Annotated in this window: 13 protein-coding genes; 2 read left to right on the top strand and 11 right to left on the bottom strand. The window is 40.5% G+C overall.

Annotation, left to right across the window (positions count from 1 at the left end):
- Positions 1–75: 75 nt before the first annotated feature.
- Both ypdE and IGI44_RS02295 read right to left on the bottom strand, forming a co-directional pair.
- Positions 76–1116, bottom strand: coding sequence for an aminopeptidase (ypdE, locus tag IGI44_RS02300; protein ID WP_438786145.1), 1041 nt, complete (start codon positions 1114–1116; stop codon positions 76–78).
- Positions 1106–2971 (bottom strand): BglG family transcription antiterminator, encoded by a 1866-nt coding sequence (locus IGI44_RS02295; RefSeq protein ID WP_438786144.1) that lies wholly within the window; start codon positions 2969–2971, stop codon positions 1106–1108. The genes ypdE and IGI44_RS02295 overlap by 11 nt, the downstream gene beginning before the upstream one ends.
- A gap of 530 nt (positions 2972–3501) precedes the next feature.
- On the opposite strand from IGI44_RS02295, the gene IGI44_RS02290 reads away from it, so the two are divergent.
- Positions 3502–4353: a MurR/RpiR family transcriptional regulator gene (locus IGI44_RS02290; protein ID WP_127977981.1), complete on the top strand. Its 852-nt coding sequence runs from the start codon at positions 3502–3504 to the stop codon at positions 4351–4353.
- A gap of 43 nt (positions 4354–4396) precedes the next feature.
- On the opposite strand, the gene IGI44_RS02285 is transcribed toward IGI44_RS02290, so the two are convergent.
- Genes IGI44_RS02285 through IGI44_RS02265 form a run of 5 tightly spaced genes read right to left on the bottom strand, consistent with a single transcriptional unit; the run spans position 4397 to position 10832 of the window.
- A complete protein-coding gene (locus tag IGI44_RS02285; protein WP_438786143.1) occupies positions 4397–5287 on the bottom strand; it encodes an ROK family protein in 891 nt (296 codons plus the stop codon).
- A 53-nt stretch (positions 5288–5340) separates the two neighbouring features.
- The gene (locus tag IGI44_RS02280; RefSeq protein WP_438786142.1) at positions 5341–5964 is read right to left on the bottom strand and encodes a hypothetical protein; all 624 of its coding nucleotides are present in this window, start codon (positions 5962–5964) and stop codon (positions 5341–5343) included.
- A gap of 12 nt (positions 5965–5976) precedes the next feature.
- Positions 5977–8109 carry a hydantoinase/oxoprolinase family protein gene (locus IGI44_RS02275; RefSeq protein ID WP_438786141.1) on the bottom strand — a complete coding sequence of 711 codons (2133 nt, stop codon included), beginning with the start codon at positions 8107–8109 and terminating at the stop codon, positions 5977–5979.
- 22 nt (positions 8110–8131) lie between these two features.
- The gene (locus tag IGI44_RS02270) at positions 8132–9412 is read right to left on the bottom strand and encodes a citrate transporter (RefSeq protein ID WP_438786140.1); all 1281 of its coding nucleotides are present in this window, start codon (positions 9410–9412) and stop codon (positions 8132–8134) included.
- Between the two features lie 10 nt (positions 9413–9422).
- The gene (locus IGI44_RS02265; protein ID WP_438786138.1) at positions 9423–10832 is read right to left on the bottom strand and encodes an FAD-dependent oxidoreductase; all 1410 of its coding nucleotides are present in this window, start codon (positions 10830–10832) and stop codon (positions 9423–9425) included.
- 119 nt (positions 10833–10951) lie between these two features.
- On the opposite strand from IGI44_RS02265, the gene IGI44_RS02260 reads away from it, so the two are divergent.
- Positions 10952–11902 carry a hypothetical protein gene (locus IGI44_RS02260; RefSeq protein WP_438786137.1) on the top strand — a complete coding sequence of 317 codons (951 nt, stop codon included), beginning with the start codon at positions 10952–10954 and terminating at the stop codon, positions 11900–11902.
- Positions 11903–12162: 260 nt separating this feature from the next.
- Here the strand turns inward: IGI44_RS02260 and IGI44_RS02255 are convergent, their stop codons facing one another.
- From IGI44_RS02255 to IGI44_RS02240, 4 genes are all read right to left on the bottom strand, one after another.
- The gene (locus tag IGI44_RS02255; RefSeq protein ID WP_438786136.1) at positions 12163–13167 is read right to left on the bottom strand and encodes an NADP-dependent oxidoreductase; all 1005 of its coding nucleotides are present in this window, start codon (positions 13165–13167) and stop codon (positions 12163–12165) included.
- Positions 13168–13247: 80 nt separating this feature from the next.
- The gene (locus IGI44_RS02250) at positions 13248–13823 is read right to left on the bottom strand and encodes a TetR/AcrR family transcriptional regulator (protein WP_438786135.1); all 576 of its coding nucleotides are present in this window, start codon (positions 13821–13823) and stop codon (positions 13248–13250) included.
- Between the two features lie 121 nt (positions 13824–13944).
- The gene (locus IGI44_RS02245) at positions 13945–14454 is read right to left on the bottom strand and encodes a DinB family protein (protein ID WP_438786134.1); all 510 of its coding nucleotides are present in this window, start codon (positions 14452–14454) and stop codon (positions 13945–13947) included.
- 71 nt (positions 14455–14525) lie between these two features.
- Positions 14526–14870 (bottom strand): hypothetical protein, encoded by a 345-nt coding sequence (locus tag IGI44_RS02240; RefSeq protein ID WP_438786132.1) that lies wholly within the window; start codon positions 14868–14870, stop codon positions 14526–14528.
- Positions 14871–14873 lie beyond the last annotated feature (3 nt).

The raw sequence follows: 14873 nt of genomic DNA, 5'->3' as shown, positions 1-14873 counted from the left end.
GTTTCAAAGTTTCGGCTTTAAAAATTTGAACTCTCTCATCTTTTTGACAAACTGACAAAGTTGGACTGGCACCCTTTAAATGAAGTCCACCATGCGGTGATACGTTTCTTCCGTAAAATTTTTGATTAACGCTTCATACAGATCGATCATTTGCTCTACATCTCGTTTATTCACGATCGAATAAGCACAATGTCCGTAGCGAACCGGCAAGATCGTAACGACCGTCGACTTGCCTTCGTTTACCTTATGGGCTTCTCCGCCATCGGTTCCGCCAGAATTGAACATATCCAATTGCAGCGGGATATTTTTACTTTTAGCCGTTTCTTTGACGTAATGGACCATTTCTAAATTCGGTGCTAAGGTTCGGTCGAAATGGGTTAAGATCGGTCCTTTGCCGATTTGCCGCTGATTGGTATGATCGCGAACAAATTCGGTACTAAAGGTCGCGACATCAATCACGAAAACAAGATCCGGATTGATTGCTTGAACCGCCGTCTTCGCCCCGCGAATGCCGACTTCTTCACTGCTAGTATTGGCAAAATGAACGGTTAGCGGCAGTTCAACATTCGCGAAGCGCTTCATTAATTCTCCCATCACAAAGCAAGCCAACCGATCATCAAAGGCTTTTCCAGCGTAGATATCCTTCACCGCAAATGCTTCAAACTCCGTCGCATAGCAAGCCATATTGCCGACTTCGATCCCTAATTCAGCCACTTCTTCTGCTGTTGTTGCGCCGATATCACAATAAAGATTTTCCGTTTTCCCATCGCGATACTCGCCGTTAATGACCCCGCTGATTTTTTTACCATCAAAGGTCGTGATGCGGATTTTTTGCAAATGCTGGGCGATTGGTTTGACACCGCCAACCACCATTAAATGAATCAAGCCTAAATGACTGATGCTGCGAACCATGAAGCCGACCTCATCCATATGCCCGCAGATCATGATGCTCTTCGGACTTTTGCCCTTTTTCGTAAAGATCAAGCTGCCAAGACCATCTGTTTGTTTTTCATAAGGCAGTTCTGCCAACTCCGCTAAAATGGCTTGACGAACTTCTTTTTCATTGCTGGCAATCCCGTCCGCGTTGGAAAGGTTTCTCAAAAATTCAATGTTCACTCTGCTTCCTTCTTCCTAAGACCCGTTTTAATGTATAGTAAAATTCGTGGTAATCTTTACTTTCAACCAGCGCATTAATCGCGGCTGGATGGTTCATCAGCTTGCTCAATTCTTTTGAAATAATTTGATGGATATCCAACTGCTCCGCTTTTAAAGAGACCATAAAAATGATTTTGGCTTCGCGCTCCGTTCCGCTGGCTCCTTCTGGTAATAAGCAAACCGCCACGCGATTTTCCTTACCTGACATGATTAATGGATGGGGAATCGCGACGCCATGTTGATAAATGGTGGATAAATAATTCTCGCGTTCCATCAATGAGTCCTTATATCCAGCAAATCCCACCTTCGCCTCCACTTGATCTGCCAATGCAACTAAGATGTCAGAATAGCTCCGCTTCTGTTCAATCCGAAACAGTGATTCGGAAAATAAATCAAAGAAAGCGCGCTCGATCGAAAAGTTTTCATCGCTTTTTAAAAGACTAAGATTTTCACTGACCTCCAAATAATCAAGTTCGCTTTGAATCTCACTCATCAAGATCACGGGACAATCCACTTCGATCGTCAGCTCAATAATCGAAAAGATCAAATCCGGAAAATACTCCTGAATCTTCTCTATTTCAAACATCGAGAAAGTCTGAATCTTGGCCCGCGGGAAAATCCGCCGCAACTTCATTTCTACAAGATAGGCCATCCCGCCGCCAGAGGAACAAACGACGGCAATTCGATAAATATTTTCGATCAATGTTTGCTGCCACTTGTGATAAGGAACCGTCATATGGGTCGCTAGATAACCAACCTCATCTGAAGCAATCTTCAATTGAAACTTTTCCTCCAGCCATTTCGAAAACATCACTGCAAAATTAAAGATTACCGGATAATCCTTGCTGATATCCACCAAGTAAGGATTGCTGAAATTTACGTCCTTTCTTGAACGTTCAATCAATGCCGCAACATGGAGATAAACAAGATCCAAAAACTCATGATCCGTCGAAAAATGTGTGTGCTGTTGTTCATCCATTTGAAGAAAATAGTTGGTGATTTCTTCTTTCAGCAATTGTTTATTGCTAAGAATCTCAAGCTTCTTCGTTTTCGCTAATAGACTGGCTTCAAAATAGTCATGAATCGCTTTTTGAGTAGGTGTAGTGATCACCGTTCCTTGGAGAACCTCTGTTAACAAGGAATTCGGTATATCTGCCGCTTCTGACCTCTCCTTAATCAACAGCAGTAAGAATAGTTCTTCTTCCAGCCGACGAAATTCCACATAATCAATTTCCCAGTCGTGACCGCGGATCAAATGATAGAGGTTGTCCTTCAACTGTTTCTGTGTTTCAAGAGTAAAGGCGCCCTCCAGCTTTTCCAGCAATTTTGCATTGCCTCTCCTATAACAATCCAGTAATAGCAAAAAACGATTTTTTAACTCACTAATGATGCGGATGCCGTAATGCGCTTTGCGCTCCAAAATTAACGAGCTGCCTTTCAGATATAATTCAAGTTTCGAAAGGTCCTTTTTTATTTGACTGCCGCTAACCAGCAGTTCATTACTTAGGTGTTTCACCGTCTGATAATTTTCATCGATTAGCAGTAAGCTTAGCAAAGATTCGATCCGATCTTTTTGCATCTCAATCGGCACCTCGGAAAATCCCGATAAAAACATTGAGAACTTTTGTTCATCAGAAATAACCAAATGACAACCCAGCTTTGGAGATTTTTCAATAGTAAAGCCTTGCTGTAATTCTGATAGCTCTTGCAGATCATTACGGATCGTCCGTGAGGAAACACCAATCATTTTTGCCAACTGATCGATTTTCAAGTAGTCGTGCTCTCTTAATGCTGTCAGTATTTGTACTTCCCTCATCCTCACCTCTCCTTTTTTGCAAGCGTAATCATTTACACGTTCAGTATAGGAAAACCCTTTCAAATAGAAAAGTTGAACTTTTTCCATCCGACGATGCAAAACGTGTCTCTTTTAGAGAAGCGTCAGCTATCGGACCTACACCAGTGTATGCGCTTTAAGCATTGTAACAAGCGAGAACCTTTCTCACAATGAAAATGAAAGATTTGATATATTCATTAATCCCATACTCAACAGTGCTGAAAGAACCTTCTCTTTTTGCTTAAAATATAACACTTCATCTTTCGCTTTTTTGTGCTGAAGAATTATTGTACAAACTTTAAAAGTTCCAGCATAAATCGTATGTGGATTTGTTTTTTTATAAAAAGTTCAAATCCTTCGCTTTTTGGAAAAGAATTATTTTTTCCAACTTCATTGAAGCGAAAAATTCAACGGCCTATCAACAAGCTCTTTTTTTACAAAAAAACTTAAGTGAACTAACTACTCAGTACTTGGTTTTATTGATATAATGGGGAAAGAAACGAGGAGATGACATGCAATCCGCTGTATTATTAAAAATAAAGTCATTAGAATCTAGTTTTACTTCTAGTGAACACGACATCAGTAAATTTGTAATTGAAAATCCTGAATATGTTATTTCAAATACCATCACAAATTTAGCCAAAAAGACCAATACTTCGGAAGCCAGCATTAATCGCTTCAGTAAAAAAATTGGTTTTAAAGGGTTTAATAAATTTAAGATCGCCTTGGCTCAAAGCATGACTCACCTGGAGGATCAAGAAAAGTCCTTCGATGAATCGAACTTGATCGAATACGTAACGCTTGATTACCAAAAAATGTTAACGAATACATGCGCGATGCTGGATGCTCAAGACATTGAAGATGCAGCATCGATGATCACACTCAATCGCAAAGTATTCATTTTATCGATCTACAATACTTCCTTTGTCAGCAAGGAATTTGCCTTCAAACTTCGTCAACTAGGGATGGAAGTCACGACTCTAAAAGAGAACTTAGAAACACAGCTGGCGATTGAAAACATGAGCAGTGACTCGGTCTTGATCGCAGTCGTTCCATCAGTCATTACAAAGGACATCATTCCCTTCTTGACAAAGATCAAACGCAAAGATGTCAAAACTATTTTGATCTCAAGTAATGACAATCCGAAGGTCAGCGATATGATCGATATCAAGTTCATTATTCCAGATCACATGTCCGCGAATAATTCACTTGTACTGACCAATTCAGTGATGATTTCTTTAGTGTTCGATATCATTTTTGCGACGATTTTGCGAGATAATCGCGGGTTGCGTCAGCGGAAACTAAGCAGCGATACGATCATTAATTCCTATGAATCCGCTGATTCGGCTATTTATGAATGGTAACAAAAATACTCAACCAACTGTTTAACGTTGATTGAGTATTTTTTTATGCTTGATTGTCTTCATTAAGTACTTTTTGCGCTAATGCAAAATTCCCAACTGTCGCACTTGCGTTATCTTCAAATGTTGAGGATACGATAAACTCGTTCAATGATGGCACTACTACATATCCCGCATTTATTTCTTCAAATTGGATTCGAACCTTTTCTATCAGTTCCTCATTGATTACTCCGCCGCCAAAAATAATTTTTGCAGGTGCAAAGTTTACCCGCAGATCATACGCTAATTGCGCTAAATAATAAGCTTCGATCGTCCATACAGGATGGTCTTGCGGAAGATTTTCACCACTGATCCCAGTCCGCGCTTCGATACTTGGACCAGCGGCAACTCCTTCAAAACAACTTCCGCCATGATAAGGACACACGCCAGAAAAATCGAAGTCGGCTTCGTGACGATGAATAAACCCATGTCCAATTTCTAAGTGAGTCGTTCCACCGACAAATTGATTGTTTTGGATCACCCCAGCGCCAATTCCAGTTCCGACAGTTACATAGACACAGGAAGCGTCTTCCTTAGCGCCGCCCATCGTATATTCTCCATAAGTGCTCGAATTTACATCGGTTGTTAGAAATACTGATCCTGAAAACCATTCTTTTACGGCTTGGATAAAATTGAACCCTTGCCAAGCTTTTTTTGGAGAAGCTAAAATTGCCCCGTAAGTTGAAGAGCTTTGATCAATATCTACTGGACCAAATGTTCCAATGCTCAAAGCATCAACTGGATGTTTTTCAAAGAAAGCTTTCACATGCGCCATTGTTTTATCAGGTTCTCCAGTGGGAAAGATACTTGTCTCAAGAATCTTAAACTTTTCATTTCCTACCGCACAAACAAATTTTGTTCCACCTGCTTCAATACTTCCAAATCTTTTCTCTGACATCTAATCTTCCTTTCGAAACAAACAGCTAGACGCTTTCGCATCTAGCTGTTTGTCTACGTTCTTTTTAAAGCGTTAAATTGCGCATACTCTTCTTCAATATCCTGCATAGATAGTTGGTTTTTACTTAAGAGATATTGATAATCGTAGAAGCTTGGTAAATGTTTTAAGTTTAACAAGTGTTTCGCAAACGCATTCGCTGCTATTTCACTCGTTCGACGAATATGAGCTTTTTGAGAAAATCCCAGAATTTTCGCACTTTCAATCGGCGCAAATTGATCATAGACATGACTTTCACTTTTTTCTTCTAAATAATGAAAATATTCGTGAGCCAATATGATCCGCTTCATTTCAGTTAATCCCAATTTGTTTGCCTCTGCCAATTGAGCAATTGATTTCTCATACAAATACACGAGGTTATTGCCTTTTCGATCCGATTCAAATTGCGCCCGCATCTGCACCTTATAGAAGACACCATCATGTTTTTCCTCTTTGATCCTGATGTCACTTTCCGCGTACAGTTCAAAAATATCCTTTGATTTTAATTTTGAAACAAAGCTTTTACCAATTTCCAAAGATTTTTCAAGATAATTCCAGATATCTTCTACGGGTATCTTATGAAACAGCATGTCTTGCTTCAATTCCAAATAAGCTAAAAATTCGTCTGAAAAATAATCCATTGTTGCTCCTTTTTATTTATACGCTACCGCAATGACTTCTTCATTCGTATCTAAATTTTCTGTCTCAACATCCATGATCGATGTTAATTGTTCCAGCGTCTGCATTCCAGTCAAGTCTAACATTTTTTCTCTAAAGAACAAGAATACTTTTGGAATCGTTGCATTGGCATCTGAATAAATCGTATGTTCATCAATAAAAGAAAGAAACTCTTTATCAGATTGATTTTTAGGGAATTTAAAATAGTGAGCGTTGCTGTGTTTGAATCGAACCACTCCTTCACGGTCAACCACACAGACATTCGTGCGTTTGCTCTTGAAGAAGAGTTTCTTCTTAACGACCGTTGCATCCATCAGATTCCAACGGCCTACTTTTCCAGCACATTTGATACTATTCGTGTCCAGCCCTAAAGCTTCTGAACTGATTGTTTTCAGCTGATCTTCTGTCACTTCCGATGCGCCCAGACTCTTTTGACGTAATTCAGTTGCCCCAGTTGCCACTGCCCGAACGATATTGCGTTGAGTATCGATCTCGATATTGACTTCGACCGTTTCCTCATTGGCACCCGATTGAATGATTTTCTCGATAACATCTGCTCGAATTTTTTTAATGTCGCTTTCACTTGGATTCGTAATTGAACGTTCGATTTGTTCACGGACCATCGCTAATGCGACACCGATTGTTGAAATGTATGGTGCATTTTTAGCTAACTTCCATTTATAGTCATAATATTCCGCTAACGCTGGTACGACGATTGCGCCAGATCCGCCGCCTCCGACTAATGTAATGAAGCTGCGATCCATCTCGTATTCGTTGATCAAATCATTAATGACTGGTTCTAGTTTTTCCATCGCAAAATTCATGACTTCTTTTGCGGCATCTTCAGCAGATGTTCCAAGATAAGCCCCTAAAGCATCCCATGCTTTTTTATTCGCTACAGCATTTCCCTGGGCGTAATCATCTTCGGGAACATAGCCTAATAAGTTCGCCGCACCTGCTAATGTATAAGAATATACGTTAGTGCCGGTTCCTTGAACGACTACATATTCATTCGGATCACCCTCCCGTGGAGAAACAAACTCGATCGTTGGATCAGCTAAGTTCTTCACATCAGTAAAGCATTCGTATTCTAAACCAGCGATGTGGGCACTGCGCGGACCGACATCCACGATTTTTTTATCTTTCACACGGATCATACTTCCACCCGCAACCGCTAATGTGCGAACATCCAATGAACGAAGATACGTTTTGTGTCCACCGACCTGGGCGTATTTGATCATTACTTTCCCGTTCTTGATGACAGAGATATCGACACTGGTCCCACCGACTTCAAAGAAGATCCCGTCGCTGACTTTTTCATACATCAATGCGCCTGCAACACCTGCAGCTAAACCAGATAGCATTGTTAAGATCGGGCGTTGGCGTACTTCATTGATGCTCATTACCCCACCGTCACAGCGCATGATCATTAGACCTGATTGGATTTTTGTATCTAAGACTGCTGATTCTGTCATATTGGCTGTCTGCATCATTTTCGGAATCAGTGAAGCATTCACGACGGCTGTCCGTGTCCGCATTTTCAAGCCGTAAAGCTGAGAGATCTCATGACCTCCTGTCGCAAATAACTTTTCTTCCTGTGCCTTTTGGATCACACGCATTTCATTTTCAGGATCATCGACAGAATACGCTTCACTGGCAACGATTACCTGACAATCCTTATTTACCAGCTCATGAATACTTTTTTCAACTTCTTGTTCGGTTAATTTTGCCGAATCGACGAAGACATGTTCAGAGTGCAAGTACTTATTGGGCGCTAACTCAATATGTTCGATTGACGTTTCTTTTTTCGCAGTACGAGCATCCATTCCGGTACCCATGCCGACGATTCCAACTTTTGCTACATCTCCCTCAAGCAACGCGTTCGTTGCTTGGGTGGTTCCGTGTGCGATGAAGATCACATCTTCGGGTGCAATATTGTTTTCACCCAAAAGCTTTTGGATAATTTTTACGATTCCTCTAGCTACGCCTTCTTCATGAGTAGTTGGTATCTTTAATTTTGCAATTACTTCATAGGTTTCGTTATCGATCGCCACCGCATCTGTAAAGGTACCACCGACATCTATCCCAATTCTTACTTTTTTCCCCATTTTCTTTACCTTCAATCTCTTATTAATATAGGAAGAACGAAGCGACAACTAAACCAACGAAGGTGGAAACCGCTACCCAGCCAATCGTTTTCTTCATTACTTCATTGACATCTGTCTTGATAAAATCTGACACCCAAACATTATGGGAGTTGGTTGGATCACAAACAGATTGCACGTTGCTGTCTAAACGTAATGCGACCATCGCAGCGATTGGATTCATTCCGCCTGCAACTAACAGGGAAATAATCCCACTTCCTAGTCCCCAAACATTTAAAGGGCCACGATAAATTGCCAATGGCGAAAGAAGTCCAAAAATCAGAACGAACATCAATTGGTTTTTAGGAATCATCATAGAGATCGCTGGTTGTAAAATAGTTGAAACTTCGGCAGACATTACTGCATTCAGCAGCATTCCGATACCGATCATTAATCCAGCGGCCCCAGCAACTTCTTGGATTCCTTCAACAAAAGCGCTGCTGACAACATGGATTGGATTTTTCGGTGTACTCAAAATTAACGTTACGATAATCCCAACTATAATTGCTGCTACTAATGGAACTTGGAAAGCAAAAACTAGAACAACTGGGATGATCGGTGAGATCAAAGCAATACTGCGAACTTGACCGTTACGGCCTTGCTTAGTCGGCATCGCCCAGGCTTTGCGACGTTTTCCACTGAATTGAACATAATAAACAACCATAATAACTGAAACGATGATCAATGGTAGTCCAACCATCCATGAATACGAAGTAACTTCACTTAGTTTTAAACCTAATACATCGATATAAACAGCTAACGTCGAAACTGAAAAGTTTACGCCGATTCCATTTGCCAGTAGTAAAATAATCCCGCTGACCATCGGTGAAAGACCTGCCGAGATCATGATCGGAACAATGATCGTTCCAACTAAGATCACCATGCCTAGTCCATTACTAGCTGCAAAAATCACTGAACAAACTGCTAAGAATGAAAGAGCAATCGGTAAGGCTTTGTCGCCAGCCATTTCCGCTGCTTTTTTGATAATTGTTTCAGTAACTCCAACTTTAGATAATACTTTCCCGAACAATGATCCAAAAATCAAACCAGAGATTGCAGTCGACATTCGCATCGAACCAGCTTCTAAAACATCTTTAACAATTGTAAATTGCTCTGGGTCCTTCGAGATCAATGTGATCCCTGCAATCAAAGAAATCGCGATAGCCATAATCGGTAAAGCTAGAATCGTTGGAACCTTTCTGGTCATCATCAAACCAACTAAAATAAAAAATACTAACAATATTCCCACTAACTGTACTGTCGCCATTTTTTTCCTCCTATATTTCGATAAAGCTCTTTTGCTCAATCAATTTATTTTGTAATTCCTTAATGTCGATCTCTCCAGCTGCTTGATTGCCATTCGCAGCTATTGCTGCTGCTGTACCGGCCGCTTGCCCTAGTGCTGTCATTGTTGGTGTCGTACGGATCGCTGCTTGCGCTTCAAAGGATGCTGAGACACAGCGGCCAGTTACGATCAGGTTGCTGACTTCATTCGTAATCATGATTTCATAAGGGATACGATAATAGCTGTCAAATACGGACTTATCGAATTTTTCATGCGCGACCTCTTCGGTTTGATTGGCATGTACGGAAACAGTTCCTTCACCCTTTGGATTATGGATATCAATTGGGTAGCCTGAGTGAGCAATGGTTGATTTAAATGGTTTGTTTTCTAAAACATCTTGGTTCGTCAACGTGTACTTGCCTTTGATCTGTCTCGTTCCGCGAACACCAACACTTGGTCCGCTATAGGCGATTTTCGCGTTTTCAAAACCTGGTACTGATTCAACTAAGAAATGATACAATTCTTCGCATTGTTTGCGACCAATCATTTCTGCTCGGGTCAGGCCTTCAGCAGATACACCGCTTTCATTGATGATCCGTGAAGTGTTCATGATAAATTCTCCCGGTACATTGGTTTCAAAGAAAAGGATATCTTCTCGTGGAATGCTGATCCGACCTTCTTCTTTGGCTTTTTTAAATTCATCATCAAAACCAACGAAGGATAAAATTTCTGTGTTTTTCATGACCTCTAAATCCCTGTTTAGGCGTGGGAATTTCGCTGGATCATTTAACACTGCCTCACGAAGTTTTTGTGTATCAACACCATAGACCTTTAGGTTCATCGTCATCGGCTGCATCGCATTGTCCGTTTCCCGACCTAATTGGAATGGCACTTCAGACATTACTGCTAGATCGCCATCACCTGTCGCATCAATAAATACCTTACTTGAAATATGACTGATTCCATCTTTGTTAACAATTGAGATATTTTTGATTTCGCCAGCTTCTTTTTCCAACCCAATCAGATAGGTGTGGAATAAAACATCCGCGCCTGATTCACTGACCATCTCATCCAAAACTATTTTCAATCCTTCAGCTGAAAATGGCGTTACATAAGAAATGTAGTTTGTGGAATCCAGCACATGCCCGGGTGAATAACCGCGTTCAACTAGACGTTCGACCATTTCTTGTCCCAATCCTAAAATAACTTGTTTATCTCCAGCAAAGTACGTCATCATCGGGCCGACTCCATTCGCTGTAAGTGTTCCCCCAAAATACCCGTTTTGATCAATGATTAATGTCTTCGCACCGTTTCTCGCAGCGGCGATCGCGGCAAATGCTCCTGACATCCCTCCACCAGCTACTACCACATCATACGTTTCTTTCAAAATACTTGAATCCAAAAAATGCAACCCCTTTCTGTTTGCGTTTACAAAAACAATAATACATTATTTTCAAAAACTGTCAATACCTGTGGAAATTCTTTTCAGATAAAGTTATACTGACAAAAAGGAGGGATCTGATGTTTCAATTATCCTATGATTACATTGATAAAAGCGTAATATTTACCAAAATTTCACTAAAAAAAGAGTTAGAAGTGACCTTTTCAAATCTTGGTGCTTCCGTTTTCGAAATTCTATTTTCAGATAATCACAACAATATGGAAAATATTTTAATGGCTCCTCCTAAAGATATTTGGTTGAATAATAAAACCTTTGCCGGAAGTATCGTTGGTCCTTTAGCTGGTCGATATGAAGTAGGCCAGACTACTCTCGAAAAGAATCGACCGCCAATTCATTTTCATGGAGGTTCTGATGGCTGGGACAAGGTGGTTTGGGATCAATCGATTACAGAAAATGATGATTCTGTTACTGTATCTTTTAGTCACTCAACCTCAGACTATCAGGCTTCAGTTATTTATATCCTTGACAGGAATTACAATCTGACGATGGAAATTTTGGTGAATCCTAAAGTTACAACGTATCTCAATCCGACAAACCATATGTATTTCAATTTGAATGGTTCAGCTTTCATACCGGTCACGAATCACCTTTTTAAGCTTGATTCCGCTTCAATCTATCATGAAGAAAACGGTTTGATTCAGTCTGTTGATCCTGTGAAGGTCCCAGAACATTTTGATTTTCAAAACTTGAGCAAGCTGTTTTCATTACCAACGTTACATGGCATTAATCACACCTATCAGCTCTATAAGGATTATTCCGGAATTTTGAGACATCCGACAAATGGGCGCCAGGTAACTTTTAGGACATCATTACCAAGCGTCGTTATTTATACATTCAATGCTACACAAGAAAATTTCTCGCATAATAATCAACACTATCCTGTTTACAGCGGGATAACCTTTGAAACGCAATATCCGGCAAATAATTTGGAACTCGTGAGATTTGGGCCAACACACCCTTATCACTCCCGAACAACTTACAGCTTTTCTATCATTGTTGAAAAAAAATAATATACGCTTAGTGGAGCAGAGCTGGCCGACTACACTTTGAAAATTTTTTCGAAAATCGCTCTTAATAGATGGCTTCCTGCGATTATGATTTGCTCTAGTGACACCTACAAATTATTATCGAGCTCAAAAAAATCCTGCTCATTATTGAAGATGAGCAGGATTTTAGGTTTGAATCTATTTTAAAGAAAGCCGTTAAACTATTCTACCTTCTGATTTTCCTTAATAGAACATAGTAGGGAGATATTTCTAACTCTTTCACTTTAATCCACCCGAAGCAACACTTTTCCCTTCGGATGTCCTTTTGCGACTAGCTGCAAGGCTTGATTAACATCCTCTAGTCGAAAAACGGTCGGATCTATGGCAGGTACAATATTATTTATCTCGATAATACGGCTAATCTCCTTCAATTGTTTCCCATCAGAACGAACGAAGATAAACCGGTATTCGATACCTTTTTCTCGGGCTTTTTTATCGAATTTTTTTCCGGCTAATCCAAAAAGCAATTGCTTTGTTTTTGACATTCCTTTATCAATCGCAAACTGTTTATTTGGTCCAGCGATCAAACTGACTAATTTCCCTCCCGGCTTAATAATCGAGAGTTCTCGGTCGAATTCCTTTTCACCTAAAGTATCCATCACAAAATCGACTGGCTCCAGTATTTCCCAATAATTCTCCGACTTATAATCTAAATACTTGTCTGCACCAGCTGCCAGCGTCCGCTCCCTTGCTTCAGTACTGCCTGACACGATCACAGTCAGTCCTAGATCCTTAGCCAGCGGGATCGCCATTTGTCCGAAGCTTCCTGAACCTCCGGGAATAAATACGGTCTGCCCAGCCTTCGCCTGCAATTCCTCATGCAACGCTTGATAAGCGGTCAAGCCGGTCAAAGCAGCAGCAGCTCCAGTGGAGAAGTCTAAATTTTCAGGAAGATGAGCGATTGCTTTGGCATCTACTGCCACATATTCCGCAAACGCACCGATACTTTCAATAGGTAATCGACTATAAATTTTCTCTCCAATTTGATAATCTCTAACCTTATCTCCTACTTTTTCAACAACACCGGTTAACTCATTTCCTAAAGTCAACGGCATCGAATAGTCCTGTATTAGCTTGACAGCACCCGTGATATTCAATAGCTCTAGTGGATTAACCGCTGCTACCTTCACCTTTACTAAGACTTGATCGTCAGTAATCGTTGGTACCGGGATCTCCTCCATCTTTGTCTGTAAATCTTTCGTATACTTCTCTATTTGGACTGCTTTCATGATAACTCTCCTTTTTTAGAATGAACGTTCTAATTAATGTAAAAATTATTGTCTCGGCGATTTGCCAAGACAAACGATAACTAATTGATCATACTTAAGGCCAGATCAATTGATTGATAACTTTCTGCCGGATCAGTTGTAACCTTGGCATCCACACGTACTCCGAGCCAAACGGTGTGTAAGTAGTGAGCAGCATGTTTTAACGGCAATGTTTTTGCGATCTCACCTTTTTGCTGTCCTTCAACTAATAAGTTGTAGATATAGTTCTCGCTTCTGTTAAATATCTCATTGATTCTTTGACTGACCTCTTCATCGATTAAAGCCAATTCAGAAGCTGTATTTACGATCAAGCATCCAGCAGGTTGATTCTCATCTTGTTCTAGTGTGATCGAGAGTAAACGACGAATCTTCCCTTGGACTGATTCATCTGAAGAAACTCGCTGTGTGATTCGTTTGGCTAGAGTATCTTCGTACAAAGCAAGACTTTTTAAAAATAGCTGATGCTTGTCACCAAACGTATCATAAATACTCCGGCGATGAATACCCATCCGATCGACCAGCTCCTGCATGGAGGTTTTTTCATAACCTTGTTCCCAAAATAAGTTCATCGCTTTCGTCAAAACAACTTGTTCATCAAATTCTTTGGTGCGAGCCATAATTCTCCACCTCACTTTCGAGAATGATCGTTCTAATATTAACCGATGTCCCTTTGTTTGTAAACCGATACGAATGAAAAAAGCAGATCTCTCGTTTTGAAAGATCTGCTTCGTATAAATCTTATTTTCCAATCACCATTCTTCTAGTATAAACAGCTTGTCCCGAATGCATCACGGCATCATCAATCGCAGAGACGATCCGCACTTGGCGGGTGACTGGCGGATTCCAGTTGGTATCGATCACATCAGCCAGACTAGCTTCATCGACGTTTTTCAAGTATTCCTTGGTAAAGTCGATACTAGCTGATAAATAATCTAGAACTAATTGTCGATCGGATACCACCACTTTTTCCGCTTCTTCAGGCGTGTGTCGATAATCCGGTGTATCGTCGGGCAAATCCAAAGCAAATTTTTCTGACCAGCCAGCACTTGTCCATAAAAATTCCGTGCCGTTTAGATCAGAGATTTGCATATCCAATTCCCGGGCTGTATGCCACATCAACCAAACCACCGATTTGATCAAACGAGCCGGCATTTTATTGGCTTCTTCGGTTGTCATCTGATCAAAGGTATCCACAAAACGTTCCTGCGCACGATCCAGCATTTCCATTGCGAATTCCGTGTTCTTCATCTTGAATCCTCCTCATTTATTCTCTACTTTCACTTTACTACGAGGCTATTCGATGAGCAACTATCCGAATCCTATCGTGCGAATAAATACCTGATATCCTTAACGAATTGTTTTGTTTCTTCGACAGTTTCAAAACGGATTTGAAGCTCTTGATTTGGCAGCTCCACGATCACTTGCTTATTTTCAGAATGCAAGCCAATCTTCTCGTGCGGAAAAAACTCATGGGTAAATTGATCCAAATCAAGTTTCGTATGGATAATCATCACCCCTTTTTGATAGAAAACAACCGGCGTTTCGTCAGTCGCTTCGACTAAGGTAAAGTTCATCAATTCCTCTTCAGAAAGTTGTGAGTCAATATAGGCTTGCAGGATCAAAAATTGTTGAGCTGAGTCAAATACTTCTTTAAATTTGCTCATGAT

It is taken from the genome of Enterococcus sp. DIV0756, assembly GCF_051710745.1.
Taxonomy (GTDB): domain Bacteria; phylum Bacillota; class Bacilli; order Lactobacillales; family Enterococcaceae; genus Enterococcus_A.
Note: the sequence above shows the minus strand (reverse complement) of the source record. Positions and strands in the feature narration are given on the sequence as shown.